Raw genomic sequence first — 25619 nt, 5'->3', positions numbered from 1 at the left:
CGCCTCCACCAAGGTCGACGCCTACACCAGGTAGCGTCGACTCCTGTGGAACAGGAGTTCGATCTCTTCGGCGCCCCCGCCTCCAACGACGCTGTGCGCAAGGCGCTGGCGAACACCCCTCTAGCGGTAAGGATGCGCCCCGCCACCCTCGACGAGGTCCTCGGCCAAGACCACCTCCTAGGCCCCGGCGCCCCCCTACGCCGCCTAGTCGAGGGAGCGGCCCCCGCCTCGATCCTGCTCTACGGCCCACCCGGCACCGGTAAAACCACCCTCGCCACCCTCGTCTCCAGCGCCATCGGACGACGCTTCGTGGCCCTGTCCGCCCTCTCTGCAGGCGTCAAAGAGGTCCGCGCGGTAATCGAAGAGGCCCGTCGACGCCTAACGCACTCGGGTGAGTCCACCGTCCTCTTCATCGATGAGGTGCACCGCTTCTCCCGCACCCAGCAAGACGCCCTCCTAGGCGCCGTAGAAGACCGAATCGTCCTCCTAGTAGCGGCTACCACCGAGAACCCGTTCTTCTCCGTGGTCTCCCCGCTGCTCTCCCGCTCTCTAGTCCTCCAACTCCAGCCTCTTACCGACACAGACGTCCAAACGCTGGTCAGGCGGGCTGTAGCCGACGAACGCGGACTCAACGCGAAAGTCACCCTCGACGAAGACGCCGAAGCACACATCGTCCGCCTTGCCGGTGGTGACGCTCGCAGGGCTCTTACCGCCCTCGAAGCCGCCGCAGACTCGGCTCTCTCCACCCGCGAAGGCTCTATAGACCTCGCCACAGTCGAGGCCACCGTCGACAAGGCCGCCGTCCGCTATGACCGGCAAGGCGACCAGCACTACGACGTCACCTCCGCGTTCATCAAGTCCATCCGCGGCTCCGACGTCGACGCTGCCTTGCACTACCTCGCCCGCATGATCGAGGCAGGCGAAGACCCACGCTTCATCGCGCGTCGCCTCGTCGTGCACGCCAGCGAGGACATCGGCATGGCGGACCCGACCGCCCTCCAGATCGCTGTCGCCGCGTCGCAGGCCGTCCAGCTGATCGGTATGCCCGAAGGCAGGCTCGCCTTGGCTCAAGCGACCATTCACCTGGCCACCGCGCCCAAGTCCAACGCGGTCTACACCGCCATCGACTCCGCCCTCGCTGACGTCCGCGCAGGGGGAGCCGGGCAAGTGCCACCCCACCTGCGCGACGGCCACTACGCCGGTGCGAAGAAACTCGGCAACGCCACTGGCTACCAATACCCCCACGACGTCCCGGAAGGCGTTCTTAGCCAGCAGTACCCACCGGACGACCTGCGTGGACGCGACTACTACGAGCCCACCCAGCGCGGCGCGGAACGACATCTCGCCGACCGGGTACCCAAGCTGCGCCGGGTCATCCGAGGCGAGTAACCGAGTCGCTCGACACCCGCCTGACCGCGCACACTGGTACGGAACCGGCACGGTAACCTGGCGCCGATCAATCGGGGTCAGGCCATGAGGAGGGCTCGTGACAGCAGGGCAGATCGCCGCGCTGGTGGCCGCAGGCGCGTTCGTACTGCTTGTAGTGCTGCTGGGCATCGTGCTGGCCAAGCTCGGCCGCACGCTCGACGAGGCCACCATCGCCATCCGCAAGGCCCACGAGAACAGCGACCCGCTGTTCTCCGGCGCCAACACCACGCTCAACCACGTGAACACCCAGCTTGAGCGGGTCGACGGCATCACGGCCAACGCTCAAGCCGTCACCGGCAACGTCTCGGCGTTGACCTCGGTGTTCACCGCCACCCTCGGTGGCCCGCTGGTGAAGGTCGCCGCGCTGTCCTACGGCGTCAGCAAGGCCGTCCGGGCCCGGCGTAAGGCCAAGGGCGAGCTAGAGGGCAAGCACTCCCGCTCCGGCCGCCGCGCCCGCAAGGGAGCCCGGTCGTGATCCGCCGTGTCTTCTGGCTAGGCGTCGGTATCGCCGCCGGGGTCGCTCTTAGCCGCAAGGCGAAGCAGACCGCTCACGCCATCACCCCCGCGGGGATCGCGGGCAACCTCGGCGACGCCGTGCACGAACTCGCCGGGGCCATCGGCGCGTTCGGCGCCGACGTGCGCGCTGGCATGGTCGAGCGCGAGGAAGAACTGGCCGACACCGTAGAGCGCCGCTCCGGTGTCACCCCCGGCGCGCGAGCGCGCAGGGCGAACGGCTGACCCACCCCGCCGTTCGCCGCGCCCGCCCGCCGAACCCCTGACCACTTGAGGACAACTCCAGTGCAGACCCACGAGATTTCCAGCCGATTCCTGGACCACTTCAAGCGCAACGGCCACACCCAGGTGCCCAGCGCGTCGCTGATCCTCGAGGACCCGAACCTGCTGTTCGTCAACGCGGGCATGGTCCAGTTCAAGCCGTACTTCCTCGGCCAGGCCCCCGCGCCGTGGCACACCGCCACCAGCGTGCAGAAGTGCGTGCGCACCGGCGACATCGACGAGGTCGGTAAGACCACCCGCCACAACACCTTCTTCCAGATGGCGGGCAACTTCTCCTTCGGGGACTACTTCAAGGCCGGTGCCATCGAGTTCGCCTGGGAACTCATCACCAACAGCGTCGACAACGGCGGCTACGGGTTCGATCCGGACCGTCTATGGGCGACCGTCTACAACGACGACGACGAGGCCTTCGACCTCTGGCGCAAGATCGCGGGCCTGCCCGAGGAGCGCATCCAGCGCCGCGACGGCAAGGACAACTACTGGGACATGGGCATCCCCGGTCCCGGTGGGCCCTGCTCCGAGATCTACTACGACCGCGGCCCGCAGCACGGGCGCGACGGTGGCCCTGTCGCCGACGAGGACCGCTACCTGGAGATCTGGAACCTCGTCTTCATGCAGGACGAGCGCGGCGAGCTGAGCCCCAAGGAGGGCCACAAGCCGGTCGGGTCCCTGCCGACGAAGAACATCGACACCGGTATGGGCATCGAGCGCGTCGCCACCTTGCTCCAGGGTGTCGAGAACGTCTACGAGACCGACCTCGTGCGACCTGTTATCGGTAAGGCCGAGGAGATGTCAGGCCGCCGCTACGGCTCCGGTAGCACGGTCGACGACGTTCGCTTCCGCGTCATCGCCGACCACGCCCGCAGCGGCATGATGCTCATCGCGGACGGTGTCACCCCCGGCAACGAGGCCCGCGGTTATGTCCTGCGCCGTCTGCTCCGCCGCATCGTTAGGTCTGTCCGCCTGCTCGGGGTGAACGAGCCGGTCTTGGGCGAGTTCGCTGCTGTCGTGCGCGACACGATGTCGCCCTCTTACCCCGACCTGGCCAACGACTTCCCGCGCATCGAGTCCGTGATGCGCAAGGAAGAAGAGGCGTTCCTCGCCACCCTGGCCAGCGGTTCGAAGATCTTCGACCTCGCCGCTGAGCAGATCAAGGCGGACGGTCGCGCGCTGGTACCCGGCGACAAGGCCTTCCAGTTGCACGACACCTACGGCTTCCCGATCGACCTCACGCTGGAGATGGCCGCCGAGAAGGGCCTCACTGTCGACGAGGCGGGCTTCCGCGAGCTCATGGCCGAGCAGCGCGCCCGCGCGAAGGCCGACGCCGCTTCCCGTAAGACCGGTCACGGCGACCAGACGGTCTATCGCGACCTCTTGGCGCAAGGCCCGACCGAGTTCCTCGGCTACGAGGTCCTCTCCGCCGAAGCCACCGTGCGCGGTCTGGTCCGCGAAGGGGCTCGTGTCCGCAGCGCGTCTGAGGGCGAGATCGTTGAGGTTGTCCTCGACCGCACGCCCCTCTATGCCGAATCTGGTGGCCAGGAGAGCGACGCGGGCACCATCACCGGTCCCGGGGTGGAGCTAGAGGTCCTCGACGTGCAGAAGGTCGCCCGCAAGCTGTGGGTGCACCAAGTGCGCGTGCGCAGTGGTGAGGTCGTCGAAGGCCAGCATGTCGAGGCTCTTGTCGACCACGAGTGGCGGGTTGGCGCGCGACAGGGCCACTCCGGCACGCACGTCGTGCACGCCGCGCTCCGCGAGGTGCTCGGCCCGACAGCCCTGCAGAGCGGCTCTTACAACAAGCCGGGTTACCTGCGCCTGGACTTCGCCTGGGGCAACGCCCTGTCGGCGGAAACGCGCAGTGAGATCGAAGAGGTCTCTAACCTGGCCGTTCGCCAAGACCTGCCCGTGCGCGTCGTATACACAGATATGGGCGGCGCTCAGGAGTTGGGCGCGGTAGCCCTCTTCGGCGAGACCTACGACGAGACCGTCCGCGTCATCGAGATCGGCGGCCCCTGGTCGCGCGAGCTCTGCGGTGGCACGCACGTGGAACACTCGTCGCAGATCGGCCCGATCACGCTGCTCGGCGAGTCCTCCGTCGGCTCCGGTAGTCGCCGTCTTGAGGCCTATGTCGGCATGGAAGCGATGCGCTTCCTGGCCAAGGAACGCGCTCTAGTGCAGAACCTGGCCACCATGCTGAAGGTCCCCAACGACGAGGTGCCCGCCCGCGTAGAGGCTTTGGTAGACCGCCTGCGCAACGCGGAGAAGGAACTGGAGAAGCTGCGCGCTGGCCAGCTCTTGTCCTCCGCGGGCGACCTTGCCGGTAAGGCCGAAGACCTCAACGGGACCGCTCTTGTCGCGTTGAAGGTGCCCAACGGCATCGGCGGGAACGACCTGCGCACGCTAGCGACCGAGGTGCGCAACCGGCTCGGTACGCGATCCGGCGTCGTCGCGTTGTTCTCGACAGACGGCGACAAGGTGAACTTCGTGGTCGCCACCACCTCGGCCGCCCGCGACGCGGGAATCGCCGCGGGCAAGCTCGTCCCGTCGTTCTCCTCGGCCATCGAGGGACGTGGCGGCGGCAAGCCCGACATGGCCCAGGGTGGCGGTGCCAACGCGAACGGTGTCGACGAGGCGGTGAACGCCCTGCGCAGGGCGTTGGCCGGGTCGTGAACCCGAAGCCCGATCGGCCGGGGGCCGACGACCCGGGGCGTGGCCGCAGGCTCGCCGTGGACGTCGGCTCCGTCCGCGTCGGCGTCGCCGTGAGCGATCCGACTCCCATCTTGGCCTCCCCGCTCGTTACGCTGTCCCGCGACGAGCGGTCGGGCAGCGACCTTGACCGGCTCACCGAGCTCGTCGCCGAGCACGAGGTGGTCGAAGTGGTGGTCGGTTTGCCCAGGACGCTCGCCGCGCGGCACGGCGCGGCAGCGGAGTCCGCGCGCGCCTACGCGGCCGCCTTGGCGGCCCGCGTCGCCCCGGTGCCGGTCCGGCTCGTCGACGAGCGGCTGACCACGGTCACAGCGACCAGGATGCTCAGCGACCGGGGAGTCAAGGGCAAGCGGCAACGCGCGGTGGTCGACCAGGCCGCCGCCGTGGCGATCTTGCAGTCGTGGCTCGACGAACGCTCGGCGGCGCTCGCACGATCTGCGGAGGCGGAATCATGACCGACGATCTCGACTTCTTCGAGGAGCGGGAGGACGACGCCAAGCGCAAGCCGCGCCGCGACCGCAGGCGCGTCAAGCTCGCGGTGTTCGGACTCGTCGTGCTGGCCATCATCGGCGGCGGGGTCTGGTTCGGCCTGCGCACCCTGGCCGGGATCGGCGACTACGACGATTTCGCGGGGGCGGGCGAGACCGACATCGTCGTCGAGGTCAAGGGCGGTGACAGCACCGGCGTCATCGCCAACCGGCTTAAGGACGACGGTGTCGTCGCAAGCGCTCGAGCCTTCACCGAGGCGGCCGAGTCCGAGTCGAAGGTCCGCTCCATCCAGCCGGGCTACTACGTCATGCGCACAAAGGTGTCCGGTGCCGACGCCGTCGCTAAGATCGTCAATCCGGCCTCTCGCGTGGGGAACCTGCAGATCAAGGCAGGCACCCAGTTCGACGACGTGACCAATGGCGCCAACGTGACACTGGGCGTGTACTCCCTGTTGTCGAAGGCGTCGTGCGCGCAGCTCAACGGTAAGAGCACTTGCGTGCCCGTCGAGGAGTTGCGCAAGGTAGTGGAAACGGCGGATCTGACCACTCTTGGCGTGCCCGACTGGGCTGTGCCGGATGCGTCGAAGTCGCCTGAGCCCAAGCGCAAGCTCGAGGGCCTCATCATGCCGGACGTCTACGAGGTCCGGCCGGGGTCCACCGCTGAGGACCTCTGGAAGAAGCTGATCGCAGACTCCTCCGCCCGGCTGCAGAGCATCGGTATGCCTGCCTTGGCCGACGCGACCGGCTTCACCCCGTACCAGATGCTGGTCATGGGGTCCCTGGTCCAGCGTGAGGCCATCGCCGCCGACTTCTCCAAGGTCTCCCGCGTTACCTACAACCGGCTCGCGAAGACCATGAAGCTGGAGTACGACTCCACGGTCAACTACGTGCTCGACCGGCCCGCGATCCGCACCAAGCCCGAGGACCGCGCTAAGTCTGGCCCGTACAACACCTACGCGAACACAGGTTTACCCCCCACCCCGATCGCCGCAGTGAGCCGAGAGGCACTAGAGGCCGCTGCCAAGCCTGCTGACGGCACCTGGGTGTTCTTCGTGCGCTGTCAGAAGGACGGCACGTCCTGCTTCGCGAACACGCTTGATGAGCACAACGCGAACATCGCCTTGGCGCAGCGCAATGAGGCCTACTGAGGTTCGACGGGCGGCCGTTCTCGGTTCGCCTGTCGCGCACTCCTTGTCACCTGTTCTTCACGGCGCGGCGTACGAGGCTCTTGGCCTGCCTTGGACCTATGAGCGCGTGGAGTGCGACGAGTCGCAACTACCTGGTCTAGTAGCCGGGCTGAGTGACGAGTGGGTCGGCCTTTCGGTGACCATGCCGGGTAAGCGTGCCGCGCTGTCGTTTGCCTCTAAAGCCACTCCGCGCGCGGTCGCGGTAGGTGCTGCGAACACGCTTGTCCGTGATGGCTCCGGTTGGCTTGCCGATTGCACGGACGTTGATGGCGTTGTCGGCGCCTTGCAGGCATCCGGGTGTCTCGGGGGATCCCTTGGCGTGGTCCTGGGTGCCGGTGGGACTGCGTGCGCGGCGCTGGCGGCCTTTGTGGACTTGAAGATCACCTCCGCCGTGGTCGTGGTGCGGGATCCGGCGCGGGCGGCCGAGGCCGTGGCGTGCGCCGAGCGGCTCGGCCTGCCGTTGACGGTGTCCCGCTGGGCCGACACGGACTTCGCCGCGCTCGCCCGGGAGGCCGAGGTGCTGGTGAACACGGTGCCGCCCGCCGCGACCGAGCCGCTGGTCGCCGAGTTGGCCGCCGCCGCGCACCTGCTGGACGTCATCTACCACCCGTGGCCGACCCCGCTGGCCACCGCCGTGTCCGCGGCCGGGGGCGAGATCGCCACCGGCCTCGACATGCTGCTGCACCAGGCGTTCGGGCAGGTCACCCACTTCACCGGGCAACCGGCCCCGCGCCTGGCCATGCGCGACGCCCTGTTCGCCGCGACCGGCGGAATCCTCCCGCTACCGCTGTAGTCCCCTGGAATTTGTCAACTGGCTATCCCCACCGTATTGAGTGAATGCGCGGCGCCTCCTCCTCTCGCTAACTTGGAAAGCGAGAAAGGAGTTCGCCATGACAATCCAGCTCCCCGTCAGACTTCTCGCCGCGCCCGGCGGATCCCCGCCGACACGGTTCTTCGCCGTCGCCATTCCGGCTGCCGCGGCGCTCTGCGTTCCGGTGCCTGCCGCATTTCACGCCATCGCTGTATCCACAGTTGCGGCTACCGCGGGATATGTGGCTGGGGCGGCAGCCCGCCTTGCCGTGCCCCGGTATGCGGTGCCTCGCCGGTGGTACGAACTGCCCACGGCAGCGCTATGGGCGCTCGTTGCCGCTGCCTGGCACGGTGGGCTCATCCCCTGGTGGTGGGTACCCGCAATCGCTTTCCTGGCCTGGCTGGTGGTCTCGTTGACCGCCCTCGACCTGCACCACCGACGTCTGCCCAACCAGCTAACCCTGACCGCCTTCCCCGTCACCCTTGCCCTGCTCGCCTTCGCTGCTTCCGCCTCGCATGTCGATCTCCTCGTCGAGGCCCTCTTAGGCGCTCTTGCGCTTACCGCCTTCTATGCCCTCGTTAGGGCCGCAAACCCTGAAGCTATTGGCATGGGCGACATCAAACTAGCGCCAACCCTAGGTCTCTTCTTGGGTATCGGCGGACCAAATTTCGTCCTCTTAGGTCCGCTCATCGCCTCTTCGCTGACTCTGCTCCTGCATTGCGTCCGGCACGCCAGTTGGCGGCACCACATCCCTTACGGGCCTGGACTGCTGGCTAGCACCTTCGCTCTTGCCCTGCCGGTCTTCTCCTAGGCCGCCTGGTCGGAGGTGGGGGATTGGCGGGGGCACGTCAAGTGGTCAGTGCCCAAGTGGTCAGCGCCGAACCGGGATGAGTGCGGAGCGGGGACTGGCGCAGGGGACCCGGTCGGCCGCGGTCGGGTCGGTGAACACCAGCACCGACTCGTCGAGCCTGCTGACGGTCAGGGAGCCATCCACCGTCTCGTTCACCTCGCCCGACACGAGGAGAAGGGGAGTGCTGTCGATGGCCAGGTGTACCTCGGCTCTCTCGATCTCCCATGCTCGCAAAGTCATGGGCGCAGTATCACTGTCGCCCGCTCCCGCTCACCATGACATTTCCGCTCACTGAAAGGACTCTAGCCATGACAACGCACTTCGCCAGCGGGCCGCTTCTCGGGGTCAGCGGTGGACCGGTATCAAGGTGGAGAGGGGGTTGGACCAGGGGACGCGGTCGATGTCGTCGGGGTTGGTGAAGACCAGGACGCACTCGTCGAGTCTGACGATGTCCACGGTGCCGTTGCCGCGTTCGATCACCTCGCCGGAGACCAGGGCAAGGAGGTTCCCGCCGATGACCAGGTGTACTTCGGCCAGGAGTCCGGTCTCGGCGTCGGCGAGGACGACGACCTCATCGACGTCGCCTGTCGGGAGTTCGGGGAGGGGACGCCAGCGGTAGATGCCGTCTGCGGGCCGGTACTCGTAGTGGGCGCCGGGCCACGGGAACAGGCCCCATGCGTCGTCGCTCTGGTAGTCGGTGATGCTGAAAGCCTCGCCGTGGTCGAGGTTGGCTTGGAGTCCGTTCATCTGTACGAAGGGCACTTCGGGGTCCTCGAACTGGGGGCCATTGCCCTCGAAGTTCTCGCGTAGAGCGAACTCCTCCCCGACCCACGACTCGACGCGTCTGCCTCGCAGTGCCGCGAACTCCCTGGCGCGCTCAACTTCCCACGGTCTCAGTTCCACCGGCGCAGTATCGCCGCGGCTCGATCTCTGGTGCCATCGCATTTCGCGATCACCAAGGAGTCCTCTTCGGACCGGCGCATCACCTGTCCCTCGACCTGCTCGGCGACGCGTTTCCGTTGCAGGGGGTCGGTGTTCAGGCCGATCGGTCAGCCTGGGCGGGGGTGGGTACCGGGGCTCAGTCGCCGGATCCGGTTGCTGGTCCGAGTCGGGTGGCCTTGCCGCTAGGTCGTCGTAGGGCTCGACTGGTGGATGGAGTTCGGGCGAGGGCGTCGTGGCCGGGGTCGACTGGGCGGGTCGACTGGGCGTGGCGTGTGGGCGGCGAGAGGGTGGCGTCGGCGGTGAACGGGGCCTGGGCGACGGTTGCGGCGCGGCTGGGAGGTGCGACTGGGCGGTCTGGGAGGGGTGCGGTTGGGATCGGTGAGGTGCGCTTGGGAGGTGCGATTAGGAGGTGCGGTTGGGATTGGTTTGGTGGGGTGCGGCTGGAGATCTGGGAGGTGCGGCTGGGATTGGTTGCGGCTGTGATCGGTGAGGTGCGGCTGGGAGTGATGACGTGCGGCTGGGAGGTGGCGAGGTCGGCGATGCTGCGCCAGGTCAGGCAGTTAGGTGACCTTCGGGCAGGTCGTTGACCTGCTGTCTGGCCGGGTGAGTGACCCTGGATCGAGAGTGCCGGGGGTGGGCGGCATTCCGCCGGATCACCGGGTGGTGTGAGCGGCGGGGTGGTCGAACAACCAGGCGGACAAGGTGTTTCGGTGGGCGAACACGGAAAGGGGGTGAGTGGCGGGTCTCACGTGGAGGTTGGGCGATTGGCCGGACGCGGGCGGGTCTGGGTGTCATGACAGGATCTGGGCGTGCTGCGTTGGATAACCGCTGGAGAGTCACACGGGCCCGCGCTGGTCGCCGTGCTGGAAGGCATGGTGGCGGGCGTGGAGGTCACCACGAGCGACCTCGCGGGGCAGTTGGCCCGCCGCAGGTTGGGGTTCGGGCGGAGTCCGCGGATGGGCTTCGAGACCGACGAGTTCGAGATCCTCGGTGGGGTCCGGCACGGGCTCACCCAGGGCGGGCCGATCGCGGTGCGGATCGACAACGCCGAGTGGCCCAAGTGGGAGAAGGTCATGGCGGCCGATCCCGTGGACGCGGCCGAGTTGGCCGAGCTCGGGCGCAACGAGCCGCTGACCCGGCCCCGGCCGGGGCACGCCGACCTGCCGGGCATGCAGAAGTACGACTTCGACGAGGCCCGGCCCGTGCTCGAGCGCGCCAGTGCCCGGGAGACCGCGGGGCGCACCGCCCTGGGCACGGTGGCGCGGGCGTTCCTGCGGCAGCTGCTCGGGGTCGAGGTGGTCAGCCACGTCGTCTCGATCGGCAAGGCGGTGGCGCCGGACGGGCCCGCGCCGGGGCCCGGTGACCTCGACGCGGTGGACGCGAGCCCGGTGCGGGCGTTCAGCCAGGCGGGGACCGACGCGATGGTCGCCGAGGTGGAGGCGGTCAAGAAGGCCGGGGACACCGTCGGTGGGGTCATCGAGGTCATCGCCTACGGGCTGCCGCCGGGCCTGGGGTCGCACGTGCACTGGGACCGCAGGCTCGACGCGCGGTTGGCCGGGGCGCTGATGGGCGTGCAAGCCATGAAGGGCGTGGAGATCGGCGACGGCTTCACCACCGCGCAGCGGTGGGGCAGCGAGGCGCACGACGAGATCGACCGGGCCGAGGGCACCGTCACCGGCGTCAGCAGGCGGTCCAACCGGGCCGGTGGGCTCGAGGGCGGCATCACCAACGGTGAGCCGCTGCGGGTGCGGGTCGCGATGAAGCCGATCTCCACCGTGCCGCGCGCGCTGTCCACTGTGGACGTCGTGACCGGTGAGCCCGCCGTGGCGATCCACCAGCGGTCCGACGTGTGCGCGGTGCCCAGGGCCGGGGTGGTCCTGGAGTCCGTGGTGGCGCTCGTGCTGGCCGAGGCGGCGCTGGAGAAGTTCGGCGGCGACTCGCTCGGCGAGAGCAAGCGCAACGTCGAGGGGTACCTCGACGCGCTGCGCAGGCGCTGGTGAGCCCGATAGCGGTGGTCGTCGGGCCGCCGGGGGCGGGCAAGACGACCATCGGCGAGGGGCTGGCCGCCGCGTTGGGGGTCGGCTTCCGCGACACCGACGCCGACGTCGAGGCGGCGGCGGGCAAGCCGATCACCGACATCTTCACCCAGGACGGCGAGGCGGTCTTCCGGGCCGCCGAGGCCGCCGCCGTGGCGACCGCGCTGGTCGAGCACGGGGGTGTCCTCGCGCTCGGCGGCGGGGCGATCCTGGCCGAGGCCACGCGGGCGCTGCTGGTCGAGCACACGGTCGTCTTCCTCAACGTCGGCATGGCGGAGGGGGTGCGGCGCACCGGGCTGTCCGCCGCGCGGCCGCTGCTGGCCGGGGTGAACCCGAGGGCGACCTTCAAGCTGCTGCTCGACCAGCGCCTGCCGCTCTACCGCGAGGTGGCCACCATCGAGGTGCCCACCGACGCCGCCGTGCCCGAGGAGATCATCGCCAACCTGGTCGCGGCCCTGGGCGCGCGGGCCGGGACGACCCCGGAGGGGGAGCAGTGAGCGAGCAGCCGTGGCGGATCCGGGTGGCCACCGGGGCGCCGTACGAGGTGACCATCGGGACCGGGCTGCTCGGTGAGCTGGTCGAGGCGGTGCGCGGGGCGTCGAAGGTCGCCGTCATCCACACCTCGACCCTCGCCGCGACGGCGACCGCGACCCGCGACGAACTGGCCGCGGCCGGGGTCGACGCGCACACCGTGGAGATCCCCGACGCCGAGGACGGCAAGGCGCTGTCGGTGGCGGCGTTCTGCTGGGAGGTCCTCGGCCGGATGGGGATGGACCGCCAGGGCGCGATCGTCGGCATCGGCGGCGGGGCGGTCACCGACCTGGCCGGGTTCGTCGCCGCCACCTGGATGCGGGGCATCCGGCTGGTCAACGTGCCGACGACGCTGCTGGGCATGGTCGACGCCGCGGTGGGCGGCAAGACCGGGATCAACACCGAGGCGGGCAAGAACCTGGTCGGCGCCATCCACGAGCCCTCCGCCGTGCTGGTCGACCTCGCCACGCTGACCACCCTGCCGCGCAACGAGCTCGTCGCCGGGATGGCCGAGGTCATCAAGGGCGGGTTCATCGGCGACCCGGTGATCCTCGACCTCATCGAGGCCGACCCCGAGGCCGCGCTCGACCCGACCGGGGCCGTGCTGCCCGAGCTGGTCCGGCGCAAGATCCAGGTCAAGGCCGACGTCGTCGCCGCCGACCTGCGCGAGTCGAGCCTGCGCGAGGTGCTCAACTACGGGCACACCCTCGCCCACGCCATCGAGCGCCGCGAGCGGTACCGGTGGCGCCACGGCGCCGCGGTCAGCGTCGGGCTGGTCTTCGCCGCCGAGCTCGCCCGGCTGGCCGGGCGCCTGGACGACGCGACCGCCGACCGGCACCGGTCGATCCTCACCTCGGTCGGCCTGCCGGTCAGCTACGACGCCGACGCGCTGCCGCAGTTGATCGAGGGCATGCTGGGGGACAAGAAGACCAAGTCCGGCGTGCTGCGGTTCGTGGTCCTCGACGGTCTCGCCAAGCCCGCCCGCCTCGAGGGCCCCGACCCGGCCCTGCTCGCCGCCGCCTACTCCGCGGTCGCCGCGGACGGCGGTCGCACCGGAGGTGTCCTGCTGTGAAGGTCCTGGTGCTCAACGGCCCCAACCTGGGCAGGCTCGGCCTGCGCGAACCCGAGGTCTACGGCAGCACCACGCACGCCCAGCTCGCCGACCGCTGCCGGGTGACCGGCGTCGAGCTCGGCCTGGACGTCGAGGTCCGCCAGACCGACCACGAGGGCGAGATGATCGGCTGGCTGCACGAGGCCGCCGACGCGGGCCACCCCGTCGTCCTCAACGGCGCCGCGTGGACCCACTACTCGATCGCCATCCGCGACGCGGTCGCCCAGCTGACCGCGCCGCTGGTCGAGGTGCACATCTCCAACGTGCACAAGCGCGAGGACTTCCGCCACCACAGCTACATCTCCGCGCTGGCCGCGGGCGTCATCGTCGGCCTCGGCATCGACGGCTACTTCCTCGCCCTGCGCTGGATCGCCGACAACGCCATCCGGTCCGCCTGACACCCAGGACGCTCGTGGACACGCCCGTGCGGGTGTCTGGGAAGTTCTCGTTCGGCCGCCGCGGAACCTAGTCCGACCGCGCGCGGCGCGGACGCGGCGACGGGGTCGGCCGAATGCGTCGCGGGCGCGGTGATGGCGACCGGGACGTGCCGGTGCGGGCCTCGGGCGCGGACGCTGAACCCGGGTCACCGTCCGGCGGGCTGACTGCGGGGCGACGCCCGTCCAGGTGCGGGCCGACGACCAAACCCAGCGCCGCGGGGACCAGCACGAGCAGGGCCGTGAAGGCCGCCCCGCCGGTAAGTGCCTGGCCCAGGGCGCTCGGGCCGGTCTGGTCGACGAACAGCCCCCGCCCGATCACCCCCAGCACCGCCGAGCCCCAGCCCGCGACCAGGGCCGCGGCGACCCACGTCCGACCCCGGTCCGGCAGCCCGCGCCACGCGTCCACCGCCGCCCACACCGCCGCCGCGGCGACCAGGACGCCCAGGACCACCGCCGACAGCGCTGTCCAGCCGGTCGGGTCGGTGGCCTTGGCGGCCGCGACGGTCACCGCCGCCACCGCGTGCACGGCGGCCAGGGTGGCGCCTCGGGTCAGCCAGGTTCGCATTACCCAAGAGTAGGCGGCGGCGCTCTAAGCTCAAGGTCATGTCCGACCCGCACGAGCGACGACGCGCCGCGTTGCGCAGCACCCTGCGCGACCGGGGCCTCACCGCCCTCCTCATCGGTGACCTGCGCAACCTGCGCTACCTCACCGGGTTCACCGGCTCCAACGGGGCCCTCCTCGTCCACGTCGACGGCGATGACCGGACGGTCTTCTGCACCGACGGGCGCTACCAGGAGCAGTCCGCCGAGCAGGTGCCCGGCCTGGAGCGGCTCATCGACCGCGCCAGCGCCCAGGCGCTGGCCGCGCGCGCCGCGGCCGACCGGCTGGGCGTGCTCGGGTTCGAGAGCCAGCACGTCACCGTGGACGGCCTCGACGCGCTCAGCCGGGCCGCCGAGGGGGTCGAGCTGGCCAGGGCGCCGCAGCTGGTCGAGGCGCTGCGGCTGGTCAAGGACGACACCGAGGTCGAGGCGCTGCGGCAGGCGTGCGCGATCGGTGACGCCGCGCTCGCGGAGCTGATCGCCGAGGGCGGGATCCGGCCGGGGCGCACCGAGCGTGAGGTCGCCCGCGACCTCGAGGACCGGATGCGCGATCACGGTGCGGCAGCACCGGCCTTCGACACGATCATCGCCACGGGTGCCAACTCGGCCATCCCGCACCACCGCCCCACGGACGGGGTCCTTCGGACGGGTGACTTCGTCAAGCTCGACTTCGGCGCCCAGTTGCACGGCTACCACTCCGACATGACCCGCACCCTGGTCCTGGGCACCCCCGCGGACTGGCAGCGCGAGATCTACGACCTGGTCGCCGCCGCCCAGGCCGCCGGGACCGCCGCGCTGCTGCCGGGCACCCCGGTGTCCGTTGTGGACGCCGCAGCGCGCCAGGTCATCGAGGACGCCGGGCGTGGGGCGCAATTCCTGCACGGGCTCGGCCACGGTGTCGGCCTGCAGATCCATGAGGCACCGAGCCTGGCGAAAACCGGCGAAGGTACACTTTCGGCCGCAATGGCGGTCACCGTCGAGCCGGGTGTTTACCTGTCCGGGCTCGGTGGCGTCCGCATCGAGGACACGCTCGTCGTGCGGGATTCCCATCCCGAGCTCCTCACGCAGACCACCAAGCAACTCATGGTCGTCTAGACCCGGCGGACGGCCACGCGCGGACAACAGGAGATCCCCCCAGTGGCCTCGACCAACGACCTGAAGAACGGCCTGGTGCTCAACCTCGAGGGCCAGCTGTGGACCGTCACCGAGTTCCAGCACGTCAAGCCGGGCAAGGGTCCGGCGTTCGTGCGCACCAAGCTCAAGCACGTGCTCACCGGCAAGGTCGTCGACAAGACGTTCAACGCGGGCGTCAAGGTCGAGACCGCCACCGTGGACCGCCGCGAGATGACCTACCTCTACAAGGACGGCTCCGACTTCGTCTTCATGGACGGGGAGAGCTACGAGCAGACCTCCATCAGCGCCGAGACCGTGGGCGAGGAGTCGCGCTTCCTGCTGGAGAACGGCACCGCGGTCGTGTCCTCGCACGAGGGCGTGCCGCTGTTCATCGAGCTGCCGACCTCGGTGGAGCTGGTCATCGAGCACACCGACCCCGGCCTGCAGGGCGACCGCTCCACCGGCGGCACCAAGCCCGCGCGGCTGGAGACCGGCGCCGAGATCCAGGTGCCGCTGTTCGTGACCACGGGCGAGAAGGTCAAGGTCGACACCCGCGACGGCCGGTACCTCGGCCGAGTCAACAGCTGACGTGGGCGCTCGCAGCAAAGCACGCAAACGGGCCGTGGACCTGCTCTTCGAGGCCGCCGTCCGCGGGGAGGACCCGGTCAGCCTGCTGGCCGACCGGGTCGGCTCACCCGACGTCCCCCCGGTCAACGACTATACGGTGACCTTGGTCGAGGGCGTCACCACCCACCGCGCCCGCATCGACGAACTGCTCACCGAGCACGCCGAGGGCTGGACGCTCAACCGGATGCCCGCCGTGGACCTCGCGGTCCTGCGGTTGGGCCTCTACGAGCTGCTGTGGGCCCAGGACGTGCCGGACGCGGTCGCCATCGACGAGGCCGTGCAGCTGGCCAAGTCGCTGTCCACCGACGACTCCCCGCGCTTCGTCAACGGGGTCCTCGGTCGCATCGGCGGCATCGCCGACCGCCTGCGCGCCACCCTCTGACGGCCCCCCGCCCGAGGCGGCTTCAGGGCATAAAGAACACCCGACCGGGCAGCATCCCCGTCTGCGCGGTCGGGTGTCGGCGAGGGCGAATCTAGTCCTCCTTGGACGGGCGCGCCTCGGGGGGCAGCACGCCCCAGTCGATCAGCTGCTCGGTGAGCTCACCGGGGGTCATGTCGTAGATGATCGCCAGCGAGCGCAGGTCCTCGGTGCGGATCGACAGCACCTTGCCGTTGTAGTCGCCGCGCTGGCTCTGGATGGTGGCGGCGTAGCGGGCCAGCGGACCGACCTTCTCCGCGGGCAGCTGCTGCAGCCGCTCCAGGTTGATCACGATCTTGGTGGCGGGCTCGGCACCGGAGGGGACCCGGCCCTCGGGGAGGAGTTCCACCACCGGCACGCCGTAGAAGTCGGCCAGCTCGGCGAGCTTCTGGACGGTGACGGCGCGGTCTCCGCGCTCGTACGAGCCGACCACGACGGCCTTCCAGCGGCCACCGGACTTCTGCTCGACGCCGTGCAGCGACAGCCCCTGCTGCTGGCGGATGGCGCGGAGCTTGGCCCCTAGCGCCTTGGCGTAGTCGCCCATGCGGCGGTTCTCCATTCGTTCGCCCCGTCGGCGCTATGGACTGCCGCGGGTAGCTTCAAATCAACACGCAGAGTAATGGTTACCCAGAGTTGTCACCAGGTCAAGCTGGTTCGCCAAGGACACAGTTCCCACCCCGCCCTGACCACCCGGTCAGTGGCCGAAGTCATGCTGGTACGGTCGGGGCGATCCCAGGTCAGAGGGGTCGCTAGACACCTTTAATGACCCGTCCGGCGAGGCGGGGAAGGAGTCCCCAGTGCCGCCACGGCCCCGTGGCGCGCCGGAACCGGCCGAGCGGCGCGAGCTGCTCTCCGCCGGTGACGTCGCGCGCACCATCGCCCGAATGGCCCATCAGGTCATCGAGAAGACCTCGCTCGGCGCGTCCGGCGCCAGTCCCGTCGTGTTGCTCGGCATCCCCACCCGGGGCGCGCCGCTGGCCCTGCGGCTGGCCAAGCGGGTGGCCGACTTCAGCGACATCCAGGTCCCCGTCGGGGCGCTCGACGTCACGCTCTACCGCGATGACCTGCGCCGCAAGCCGACCCGCCCGCTCGGGCAGACCGCGCTGCCGCCGGGGGGCATCGAGGACGCGCTGGTCATCCTGGTCGACGACGTGCTGTTCTCCGGCCGCACCATCCGCGCCGCGCTCGACGCGCTGCGCGACGTCGGCCGCCCGCGCGCGGTGCAACTGGCCGTGCTGGTCGACCGCGGTCACCGCGAACTGCCCATCCGCGCCGACTACGTGGGCAAGAACGTGCCCACCGCGCGTTCCGAGGAGGTCCACGTCCTGTTCACCGAGACCGATGGCCGCGACGCGGTCCTGCTGCACCGGGCCGGTGATGGCGCGTGAAGCACCTGCTGGGCACCGAGGGCCTGGACCCGGCGACCGCCCTGGCCATCCTCGACACCGCCGACGGCCTCAAGCGCACGCTGCTGGGCCGCGAGGTCAAGAAGCTGCCCACGCTGCGCGGTCGGACCGTGATCACCTGCTTCTACGAGGACTCCACCCGCACCAGGGTCTCCTTCGAGATCGCCGGGAAGTGGATGAGCGCGGATGTGGTGAACGTCTCCGCCGGTGGATCTTCGGTGAAGAAGGGCGAGTCCCTGCGCGACACCGCGTTGACGCTGGCCGCCGCGGGCGCCGACTGCGTCGTGGTGCGCCACCCCGCCTCCGGCGCCGCGCACCGCTTGGCGTCCTGGCTCGCGCACACCAACACCAGCGTGGTCAACGCCGGTGACGGCACCCACGAGCACCCGACGCAAGCGCTGCTCGACATGGCCACCCTGCGCGAGCGCCTCGGTAGCGTCGAGGGCCGCCGGATCGCGATCGTCGGTGATGTCCTGCACAGCCGGGTAGCGCGGTCCAACGTGCACCTGCTGACGTCCTTCGGCGCGGAGGTCGTGCTGGTAGCCCCGCCGACGTTGCTGCCGACCGGTGTCGCTGACTGGCCGGTGGGCGCTGCGGGCTCGCTGCGCATCTCCCACCAGCTCGACGCGGAGCTGCCCACTGCGGACGCGGTGATGATGCTGCGCGTGCAGGCCGAGCGCATGCACGGCGGTTTCTTCCCGTCGGCCCGCGAGTACTCGATCGCCTACGGCCTCAGCGAGGCCCGCGCGGCGATGCTGCCCGACCACGCGGTGGTGCTTCACCCGGGTCCGATGCTGCGCGGCATGGAGATCTCCGCCGCCGTGGCCGACTCGCCGCGCGCCGCCATCACCCAGCAGGTCGCCAACGGCGTGCACGTGCGCATGGCGGTCCTGTACCACCTGCTGGCCGGAGAGGAGGACGCCGCGTGAGCACCAGCCCCAGCACGACAACGGTCATCAAGGGCGTGCGCCCGTACGGCGAGGACGCGGTCGACATCGAGGTCACCGACGGCGTGATCACCGCCATCGGCCAAGGCCTCGCCAACAAGGACACCGCCGAGACCATCGACGCGGCGGGCCTGGTAGCCCTGCCGGGCTTCGTCGACCTGCACACCCATCTACGCGAACCGGGCCGCGAGGACACCGAGACCATCGAGACCGGGTCCCGCGCGGCCGCCCTCGGCGGCTACACGGCGGTCTTCGCCATGGCCAACACCGACCCGGTCGCCGACAACGCCGTGGTCGTCGAGCACGTGTGGCGCCGCGGCCAGGAGATCGGCCTGGTCGACGTGCACCCGGTCGGCGCGGTCACCGTCGGCCTCAAGGGCGAGAAGCTCGCCGAGCTGGGCACGATGGCCCGCTCCAGCGCCCGGGTCCGGCTGTTCTCCGACGACGGCCTGTGCGTGGCCGACCCGCTGATCATGCGCCGGGCGCTGGAGTACACCAAGGCGCTCGACGCGGTGATCGCCCAGCACGCCGAGGAACCCCGGCTGACCGTGGGCGCCCAGGCGCACGAGGGCGACCTGGCCGCACGGCTGGGTCTGGCTGGCTGGCCGTCGGTCGCCGAGGAGGCCATCGTCGCCCGCGACTGCCTGCTGGCCAAGCACGTCGGCGCCCGGCTGCACGTCTGCCACGTCTCCACCGAGGGCACCGCCGAGGTGCTGCGCTGGGCCAAGGCGCGCGGCACCCGGGTCTCCGCCGAGGTCACCCCGCACCACCTGCTGCTCGACGACGAGCGGCTCAGCACCTACGACCCGGTCAACAAGGTCAACCCGCCGCTGCGCACGACCACCGACGCGAAGGCGCTGCGGCAGGCGCTGGCCGACGGCACGCTCGACTGCGTCGCCACCGACCACGCCCCGCACGCCGCCCAGGACAAGGACTGCGAGTGGTCCGCCGCGCGCCCCGGCATGCTCGGGTTGCAGACGGCGCTGTCCATCGTGGTGGCGACCATGGTCGAGCCGGGCCTGCTGGACTGGCGCGGCGTCGCGCGGGTCATGAGCGAGCGGCCCGCCGAGATCGCGGGCCTGCCGGACCAGGGCCGCCCGATCGCGGTGGGGGAGCCCGCCACGATCACCCTCGTGGACCCCGCCGCCCGGTGGACGGTGCGCGGCGCGGAACTGGCCAGCATCGCCACGAACACCCCGTACGAAGGCATGGAGCTACCGGGCGCGGTCGTGGCCACCTTCCTGCGCGGCAAGCTGACCGCCCGCGACGGGAAGGCCACCGCGTGAACCGCTTCACCCTGACCTTGCTGTTCCTCGCGGTGCTCGCGTTGTTGGTCCTGCTCATGTGGTGGGGCTACCGCAACCGCGCACGCAGACAGGCCGAGGTTCTCCCGCCGTTCCCCGATGCGCCTGCCGCCCTCTTGGCGGCGATCAGCGATGGCACGGCCGTGACGCTCTTGCCGCCGAGCACCGGCGTCTACGCGAGCACGGTCACGACCGCGAGCTGGCAGGACCGGGTCGCCATCGGTGACATCGGCTTCCGCGCCGACGCGACCGCCTACCTGGTCGCCGACGGTGTCCTGATCGACCGCGTCGGCGCCACCGCCGTGTGGATCCCCGCAGGCGCGGTCCGCGAGGCCCGCACCGAGGCGGGCATCGCCGGGAAGGTCATGGGCGGCGACGGGCTGCTCGTCGTGCGCTGGGCGGTCGACAGCCACGAGTTCGACACCGGCTTCCGGGCCGACGACAAAGACGACTACGACCGGTGGGTGCCCGCCGTGCGCGCTCTGTCTTCCAGCAAGACGAGCCCCAGCGGCCCGACCCCCACCGACGCACCGGAGGTACGAGACGGTGAGTGAGACAAGCACACGGACCGCGGCCGCGCTGGTCCTCGAGGACGGCAGGGTGTTCCGCGGTGAGGCCTTCGGCGCCACCGGGACCACCTTCGGCGAGATCGTCTTCTGCACCGCGATGACCGGTTACCAGGAGACCCTGACCGACCCGTCGTACCACCGCCAGATCGTGGTCGCGACCGCCCCGCAGATCGGCAACACCGGCTGGAACGACGAGGACGACGAGTCCGGTCGCATCTGGGTCTCCGGGTACGTCGTGCGCGACCCGGCCCGCATCGCCTCGAACTGGCGCTCCACCCGCTCCCTCGACGACGCCCTCGTCGAGCAGGGCGTCGTCGGCATCAGCGGGATCGACACCCGCTCGCTGACCCGCCACCTGCGCGAGCGCGGCGCCATGCGCGCGGGCGTGTTCTCCGGCGGCGACCTCGCCGACCCCGAGGCCATGCTCCAGCGCGTCCAGGAGAGCCCGCGCATGCTGGGCGCCGAACTCGCAGGCGAGGTCAGCACCGACAAGGCGTACGTGGTGCCCGCCGACGGCGAGCGCCGTTTCCGGGTGGCCGCGCTGGACCTGGGCATCAAGTCCAACACCCCGCGCATGTTGGCCGCCCGGGGCATCGAGACCCACGTGCTGCCTTCGACGAGCACCCTCGATGAGCTCTTGGCCATAGAGGCCGACGGTGTCTTCCTCTCCAACGGCCCCGGCGACCCCGCCACCGCCGACCACGCCGTTGCGCTTACCCAGGGCATCTTGGAGCGCCGGATCCCGCTGTTCGGCATCTGCTTCGGCAACCAGATCCTCGGCCGCGCGCTGGGCCTGGGCACCTACAAGCTGCGGTACGGCCACCGCGGCATCAACATCCCCGTCATCGACGTGGCCACCGGCACCGTCGCCATCACCGCGCAGAACCACGGGTTCGCGCTGGAAGGCGAGCCCGGTAAGGACTTCGACACCCCTTACGGCAAGGCCACCGTCAGCCACTACTGCCCCAACGACGGCTGCGTGGAAGGCGTGCGGGCCCTCGAAGCCCCCGCTTTCTCCGTCCAGTACCACCCAGAGGCCGCCGCGGGCCCCCACGACGCCGCGAACCTCTTCGACCGGTTCGTGACCCTGATGGAGGGCGGCGAGTAATGCCCAAGCGCGAGGACATCAAGCACGTGCTGGTGATCGGGTCCGGCCCGATCGTCATCGGCCAGGCCTGCGAGTTCGACTACTCCGGCACCCAGGCCTGCCGGGTGCTGCGCGAGGAGGGCCTGCGGGTCAGCCTGGTCAACTCCAACCCGGCGACGATCATGACCGACCCGGAGTTCGCCGACGCCACCTACATCGAGCCGATCACCGCCGACTTCGTCGAGAAGGTCATCGCCGCCGAGCTCGGCGCGGGCCGCCCGGTCGACTCGATCCTGGCCACCCTCGGCGGGCAGACCGCGCTCAACACCGCGGTCGCCCTGCACGAGCGCGGCGTGCTGGAGAAGTACAACGTCGAGCTCATCGGCGCCGACATCGACGCCATCCAGCGCGGCGAGGACCGGCAGAAGTTCAAGGACATCGTCGCCGACATCGGCGCCGAGACCCCGCGCAGCCGGGTCTGCCACTCCATGGACGAGGTCCGCGACACCGTCGCCGAGCTGGGCCTGCCGGTGGTCATCCGGCCCTCGTTCACCATGGGCGGCCTCGGCTCCGGCATGGCCTACACGGCCGAGGAGCTCGAGCGGCTCGCCTCGACCGGGCTGGCCGAGAGCCCGGTCACCGAGGTCCTCATCGAGGAGAGCGTGCTCGGCTGGAAGGAGTACGAGCTCGAGCTGATGCGCGACAAGAACGACAACGTCGTGGTCATCTGCTCGATCGAGAACATCGACCCGATGGGCGTGCACACCGGCGACTCGGTGACCGTCGCGCCCGCGATGACGCTGACCGACCGCGAGTTCCAGCACATGCGCGACGTGGGCATCGACGTGCTGCGCGCGGTCGGCGTCGACACCGGCGGCTGCAACATCCAGTTCGCGATCAACCCGGCGACCGGCCGGATGGTCGTCATCGAGATGAACCCCCGGGTGTCGCGCTCGAGCGCGCTGGCCTCGAAGGCCACCGGCTTCCCGATCGCCAAGATCGCCGCGAAGCTGGCCATCGGCTACACCCTCGACGAGATCCGCAACGACATCACCGGCGAGACCCCGGCCAGCTTCGAGCCCGCCCTGGACTACGTCGTGGTGAAGGTGCCGCGGTTCGCCTTCGAGAAGTTCCCCGGCGCGGACCCGACGCTGACCACCACCATGAAGTCGGTCGGCGAGGCCATGTCCATCGGCCGCAACTTCGTCGAGGCGCTGGGCAAGGCGCTGCGCTCGATGGAGACCAAGGCGGCCGGGTTCTGGACCACCCCCGACCCGGAGACCTCCCTCGACGCGCTGCTGACCCAGTTGCGCCTGGGCCACGACGGCAGGCTCTACACCGTCGAGCGGGCGCTGCGGCTGGGCGCGACCGTCGAGCAGGTGCACGAGGCCTCGGGCATCGACCCGTGGTTCGTCGACCAGATCGCGTTCCTGGTCGGCCTGCGCCGTGAGGTGGAGACCGCGCCGGTGCTCGACGAGCCGCTGCTGCGCCGGGCCAAGCGCTGCGGCCTGTCCGACCGCCAGATCGCCGCGCTGCGCCCGGAGTTGGCGGGCGAGGACGGCGTCCGCAGCCTGCGCCACCGCCTGGGCGTGCGGCCGGTGTTCAAGACCGTCGACACCTGCGCCGCCGAGTTCGCCGCGCACACCCCGTACCACTACTCGGCCTACGAGCTCGACCCGCACGCCGAGACCGAGGTGCTGCCGCAGACCGAGAAGCCGAAGGTGCTCATCCTCGGTTCCGGCCCCAACCGCATCGGGCAGGGCATCGAGTTCGACTACTCGTGCGTGCACGCGGCGATGGCGCTGCGCGCGGCCGGGTACGAGACGGTGATGGTCAACTGCAACCCCGAGACCGTCTCCACCGACTACGACACCTCCGACCGGCTCTACTTCGAGCCGCTCACCTTCGAGGACGTGCTCGAGGTCGTGCACTCCGAGCAGGCGTCGGGCACCGTCGCGGGCGTGATCGTGCAGCTCGGCGGGCAGACCCCGCTCGGGCTGGCGCAGCGGCTGGCCGACGTGGGCGTGCCGATCGTGGGCACCCCGCCCAGCGCCATCCACCTCGCCGAGGACCGCGGCGCGTTCGGTGACGTGCTGACCGGCGCGGGCCTGCCCGCCCCGAAGTTCGGCACCGCGACCTCCTTCGCCGGTGCCAAGCGCATCGCCGACGAGATCGGCTACCCGGTGCTGGTCCGCCCGTCCTACGTGCTCGGCGGGCGCGGCATGGAGATCGTCTACGACGAGCAGACCCTGGCGGGTTACATCCAGCGCGCCACCGAGGTCAGCCCGGAGCACCCGGTGCTGGTCGACCGGTTCCTCGACGACGCCATCGAGATCGACGTCGACGCGCTGTGCGACGGCACCGAGGTCTACCTGGGCGGGGTCATGGAGCACATCGAGGAGGCCGGGATCCACTCCGGTGACTCCTCGTGCGTGCTGCCGCCGATAACGCTGGGCCGCACCGACATGGAGGCCGTGCGCCGCTCCACCGAGTCCATCGCCTTCGGCGTCGGCGTGCGCGGGCTGCTCAACGTGCAGTACGCGCTCAAGGACGACGTGCTCTACGTGCTCGAGGCCAACCCGCGGGCCAGCCGCACCGTGCCGTTCGTGTCCAAGGCGACGGCCGCGCCGCTGGCCAAGGCGGCCGCGCGGATCATGCTCGGCGCGACCATCGCCGAACTGCGCGCCGAGGGCATGCTCCCGGCCACCGGTGACGGCGCGGAACTGCCCGCGGCCGCCCCGGTCGCGGTCAAGGAGGCCGTGCTCCCGTTCCACCGCTTCCGCACCCCCGAGGGCCAGGGCGTCGACTCGCTGCTGGGCCCGGAGATGAAGTCGACCGGCGAGGTCATGGGCATCGACGCCTCGTTCGGCAAGGCGTTCGCCAAGTCCCAGACCGCCTCCTACGGCTCGCTGCCCACCTCGGGCCGGGTGTTCGTCTCGGTGGCCAACCGCGACAAGCGGGCCATGGTGTTCCCGGTGAAGCGCCTGGCCGACTTCGGCTTCGAGGTGCTGGCCACCTCGGGCACCGCGGAGGTGCTGCGCCGCAACGGGATCCCGTGCACCGTGGTGCGCAAGCACTTCGAGGGTGAGAACAACATCGTCGACCTCATCCGCGAGGGCGGCGTCGAGATGGTCATCAACACCCCGTACGGCAACCACGGCCCACGGGTGGACGGCTACGAGATCCGCACCGCGGCCGTCTCGCGCGACATCCCCTGCATCACCACGATCCAGGGGGCCGCGGCGGCCGTGCACGGCATCGAGGCGCTGATCCGCGACGACATCGGTGTGCGGCCGCTGCAGGACCTGCAGGCCGCGCTGCGCGCCGACTGGGACAAGGGCCGATGAGCCGGGCGCCGTTCGGGACCCGGCTCACCGCGGCCGTCGCCGCCCGCGGCTCGCTGTGCGTGGGCATCGACCCGCACCCGGGCCTGCTCGACCAGTGGGGCCTGCCCCGCGACGCGAGCGGCCTGGAGCGGTTCGCGCTGACCTGCGTCGAGGCCTTCGCGGGCGAGATCTCGGTGATCAAGCCGCAGTCGGCGTTCTTCGAGGCCTACGGCTCGCGCGGGGTCGCCGTGCTGGAGCGGGTCATCGCCGAGGCCCAGGCGGCCGGGGCGCTGGTGCTGCTCGACGTCAAGCGCGGTGACATCGGCTCAACGATGGCCGCCTACGCCCAGGCGTACCTGTCGGACTCGTCCCCGCTGGCCGCCGACGCGGTCACCGTCTCGCCCTACCTCGGGTTCGGCTCGCTCGACCCGGCCATCGAGGCGGCCGAGGCCACCGGGCGCGGCGTGTTCGTGCTCGCGCTGACCTCCAACCCCGAGGGTGCGAGCGTGCAGCGCGCCCTGGTGGGCGGGTTGGGCGGGGTAGATGGGCCCGGCGGGGTGAGCGTGGCGCAGTCGATCGTCGACCAGGCCGCCGCGCGCAACGCCGCCCAGCGCGCGGCCACCGGGGCCCCGCTGGGCTCCGTGGGGCTCGTGGTGGGCGCCACCGTGGGTCGTACGGGTCTGGACCTGTCCGCGCTCGACGGGCCCGTCCTGGCCCCCGGGCTGGGCGCGCAGGGCGCCGGGGCGGCCGAGTTGGCCGCGGTGTTCGGCCCGACCCTGCCGCGCGTGCTGCCCGCCAGCTCGCGCGACGTCCTGCGGCACGGTCCCGACGCCGCCGCACTGCGCACCGCCGCCCTGCGGGTGCGCGACGAACTGGCGGCCGCCGCGCGGTAGCACAACCCCC

Annotated in this window: 26 protein-coding genes; 22 read left to right on the top strand and 4 right to left on the bottom strand. The window is 70.5% G+C overall.

The genetic code is table 11. The features are described 5' to 3' along the window. The first annotated feature begins 93 nt into the window (after positions 1-93). The 8 genes from LV75_RS30910 to LV75_RS30875 all read left to right on the top strand — a co-directional run bounded on the left by LV75_RS30910 (position 94) and on the right by LV75_RS30875 (position 8223). Positions 94-1389 (top strand): replication-associated recombination protein A, encoded by a 1296-nt coding sequence (locus tag LV75_RS30910; RefSeq protein WP_253891031.1) that lies wholly within the window; start codon positions 94-96, stop codon positions 1387-1389. A gap of 97 nt (positions 1390-1486) precedes the next feature. Then, on the top strand, positions 1487-1903 hold the full coding sequence (locus LV75_RS30905) for a DUF948 domain-containing protein (RefSeq protein ID WP_253890895.1): 417 nt from the start codon (positions 1487-1489) through the stop codon (positions 1901-1903). After that, positions 1900-2166, top strand: coding sequence for a hypothetical protein (locus tag LV75_RS30900; RefSeq protein WP_372504264.1), 267 nt, complete (start codon positions 1900-1902; stop codon positions 2164-2166). The genes LV75_RS30905 and LV75_RS30900 overlap by 4 nt, the downstream gene beginning before the upstream one ends. Positions 2167-2226: 60 nt before the next feature. Continuing rightward, on the top strand, positions 2227-4890 hold the full coding sequence (gene alaS / locus LV75_RS30895; protein ID WP_253890894.1) for an alanine--tRNA ligase: 2664 nt from the start codon (positions 2227-2229) through the stop codon (positions 4888-4890). Continuing rightward, entirely contained in the window at positions 4887-5381 is a 495-nt protein-coding gene (ruvX, locus tag LV75_RS30890) for a Holliday junction resolvase RuvX (protein WP_253890893.1), read from the top strand. The genes alaS and ruvX overlap by 4 nt, the downstream gene beginning before the upstream one ends. Further along, a complete protein-coding gene (gene mltG / locus LV75_RS30885; RefSeq protein WP_253890892.1) occupies positions 5378-6562 on the top strand; it encodes an endolytic transglycosylase MltG in 1185 nt (394 codons plus the stop codon). Before ruvX ends, mltG begins: the two co-directional genes overlap by 4 nt. After that, the gene (locus LV75_RS30880) at positions 6549-7394 is read left to right on the top strand and encodes a shikimate dehydrogenase (protein ID WP_253890891.1); all 846 of its coding nucleotides are present in this window, start codon (positions 6549-6551) and stop codon (positions 7392-7394) included. Before mltG ends, LV75_RS30880 begins: the two co-directional genes overlap by 14 nt. A gap of 259 nt (positions 7395-7653) precedes the next feature. Beyond that, positions 7654-8223 (top strand): prepilin peptidase, encoded by a 570-nt coding sequence (locus tag LV75_RS30875; RefSeq protein WP_253890890.1) that lies wholly within the window; start codon positions 7654-7656, stop codon positions 8221-8223. A gap of 60 nt (positions 8224-8283) precedes the next feature. Here the strand turns inward: LV75_RS30875 and LV75_RS30870 are convergent, their stop codons facing one another. Both LV75_RS30870 and LV75_RS30865 read right to left on the bottom strand, forming a co-directional pair. Continuing rightward, positions 8284-8502 (bottom strand): hypothetical protein, encoded by a 219-nt coding sequence (locus LV75_RS30870; protein WP_253890889.1) that lies wholly within the window; start codon positions 8500-8502, stop codon positions 8284-8286. 105 nt (positions 8503-8607) lie between these two features. Continuing rightward, positions 8608-9165, bottom strand: coding sequence for a hypothetical protein (locus LV75_RS30865; protein WP_253890888.1), 558 nt, complete (start codon positions 9163-9165; stop codon positions 8608-8610). A gap of 848 nt (positions 9166-10013) precedes the next feature. On the opposite strand from LV75_RS30865, the gene aroC reads away from it, so the two are divergent. From aroC to aroQ, 4 genes are read left to right on the top strand one after another with little or no spacing between them, the layout of a single operon-like run. Continuing rightward, the gene (aroC, locus tag LV75_RS30860) at positions 10014-11204 is read left to right on the top strand and encodes a chorismate synthase (RefSeq protein ID WP_253890887.1); all 1191 of its coding nucleotides are present in this window, start codon (positions 10014-10016) and stop codon (positions 11202-11204) included. Continuing rightward, positions 11201-11737: a shikimate kinase gene (locus LV75_RS30855; RefSeq protein ID WP_253890886.1), complete on the top strand. Its 537-nt coding sequence runs from the start codon at positions 11201-11203 to the stop codon at positions 11735-11737. The genes aroC and LV75_RS30855 overlap by 4 nt, the downstream gene beginning before the upstream one ends. Continuing rightward, a complete protein-coding gene (gene aroB / locus LV75_RS30850) occupies positions 11734-12843 on the top strand; it encodes a 3-dehydroquinate synthase (protein WP_253890885.1) in 1110 nt (369 codons plus the stop codon). The genes LV75_RS30855 and aroB overlap by 4 nt, the downstream gene beginning before the upstream one ends. After that, entirely contained in the window at positions 12840-13280 is a 441-nt protein-coding gene (gene aroQ, locus LV75_RS30845; protein WP_253890884.1) for a type II 3-dehydroquinate dehydratase, read from the top strand. The genes aroB and aroQ overlap by 4 nt, the downstream gene beginning before the upstream one ends. A gap of 67 nt (positions 13281-13347) precedes the next feature. Here the strand turns inward: aroQ and LV75_RS30840 are convergent, their stop codons facing one another. Beyond that, positions 13348-13884 (bottom strand): B-4DMT family transporter, encoded by a 537-nt coding sequence (locus tag LV75_RS30840; RefSeq protein ID WP_253890883.1) that lies wholly within the window; start codon positions 13882-13884, stop codon positions 13348-13350. Positions 13885-13922: 38 nt separating this feature from the next. On the opposite strand from LV75_RS30840, the gene LV75_RS30835 reads away from it, so the two are divergent. The 3 genes from LV75_RS30835 to nusB are packed head-to-tail and all read left to right on the top strand — an operon-like array spanning position 13923 to position 16041. Continuing rightward, positions 13923-15014, top strand: coding sequence for a M24 family metallopeptidase (locus LV75_RS30835; RefSeq protein WP_253890882.1), 1092 nt, complete (start codon positions 13923-13925; stop codon positions 15012-15014). A gap of 42 nt (positions 15015-15056) precedes the next feature. After that, positions 15057-15620, top strand: a complete 564-nt coding sequence (gene efp / locus LV75_RS30830; RefSeq protein WP_253890881.1) for an elongation factor P — start codon at positions 15057-15059, stop codon at positions 15618-15620. A 1-nt stretch (position 15621) separates the two neighbouring features. Further along, positions 15622-16041, top strand: a complete 420-nt coding sequence (gene nusB / locus LV75_RS30825) for a transcription antitermination factor NusB (protein ID WP_253890880.1) — start codon at positions 15622-15624, stop codon at positions 16039-16041. 91 nt (positions 16042-16132) lie between these two features. Here the strand turns inward: nusB and bldD are convergent, their stop codons facing one another. After that, positions 16133-16621: a transcriptional regulator BldD gene (bldD, locus tag LV75_RS30820; protein WP_018686187.1), complete on the bottom strand. Its 489-nt coding sequence runs from the start codon at positions 16619-16621 to the stop codon at positions 16133-16135. A gap of 253 nt (positions 16622-16874) precedes the next feature. On the opposite strand from bldD, the gene pyrR reads away from it, so the two are divergent. The 7 genes from pyrR to pyrF are packed head-to-tail and all read left to right on the top strand — an operon-like array spanning position 16875 to position 25609. Further along, a complete protein-coding gene (gene pyrR, locus LV75_RS30815; protein WP_308211076.1) occupies positions 16875-17465 on the top strand; it encodes a bifunctional pyr operon transcriptional regulator/uracil phosphoribosyltransferase PyrR in 591 nt (196 codons plus the stop codon). Then, positions 17462-18412: an aspartate carbamoyltransferase catalytic subunit gene (locus LV75_RS30810; RefSeq protein WP_253890879.1), complete on the top strand. Its 951-nt coding sequence runs from the start codon at positions 17462-17464 to the stop codon at positions 18410-18412. The genes pyrR and LV75_RS30810 overlap by 4 nt, the downstream gene beginning before the upstream one ends. After that, complete coding sequence (locus LV75_RS30805; RefSeq protein WP_253890878.1) at positions 18409-19716, top strand: dihydroorotase; 1308 nt, start codon at positions 18409-18411, stop codon at positions 19714-19716. Before LV75_RS30810 ends, LV75_RS30805 begins: the two co-directional genes overlap by 4 nt. Continuing rightward, on the top strand, positions 19713-20288 hold the full coding sequence (locus tag LV75_RS30800) for a PH-like domain-containing protein (RefSeq protein ID WP_253890877.1): 576 nt from the start codon (positions 19713-19715) through the stop codon (positions 20286-20288). The genes LV75_RS30805 and LV75_RS30800 overlap by 4 nt, the downstream gene beginning before the upstream one ends. Next, positions 20281-21411 carry a glutamine-hydrolyzing carbamoyl-phosphate synthase small subunit gene (gene carA / locus LV75_RS30795; RefSeq protein WP_253890876.1) on the top strand — a complete coding sequence of 377 codons (1131 nt, stop codon included), beginning with the start codon at positions 20281-20283 and terminating at the stop codon, positions 21409-21411. The genes LV75_RS30800 and carA overlap by 8 nt, the downstream gene beginning before the upstream one ends. Continuing rightward, positions 21411-24737: a carbamoyl-phosphate synthase large subunit gene (gene carB / locus LV75_RS30790; protein WP_253890875.1), complete on the top strand. Its 3327-nt coding sequence runs from the start codon at positions 21411-21413 to the stop codon at positions 24735-24737. Before carA ends, carB begins: the two co-directional genes overlap by 1 nt. After that, entirely contained in the window at positions 24734-25609 is an 876-nt protein-coding gene (gene pyrF / locus LV75_RS30785; protein ID WP_253890874.1) for an orotidine-5'-phosphate decarboxylase, read from the top strand. Before carB ends, pyrF begins: the two co-directional genes overlap by 4 nt. The last annotated feature ends 10 nt before the right edge of the window (positions 25610-25619 follow it).

Source organism: Actinokineospora diospyrosa, from assembly GCF_024171925.1.
GTDB lineage: Bacteria > Actinomycetota > Actinomycetes > Mycobacteriales > Pseudonocardiaceae > Actinokineospora > Actinokineospora diospyrosa.
The sequence above is the reverse complement of the archived record's forward strand: the minus strand, read 5'-3'. Positions and strand labels throughout refer to the sequence as shown.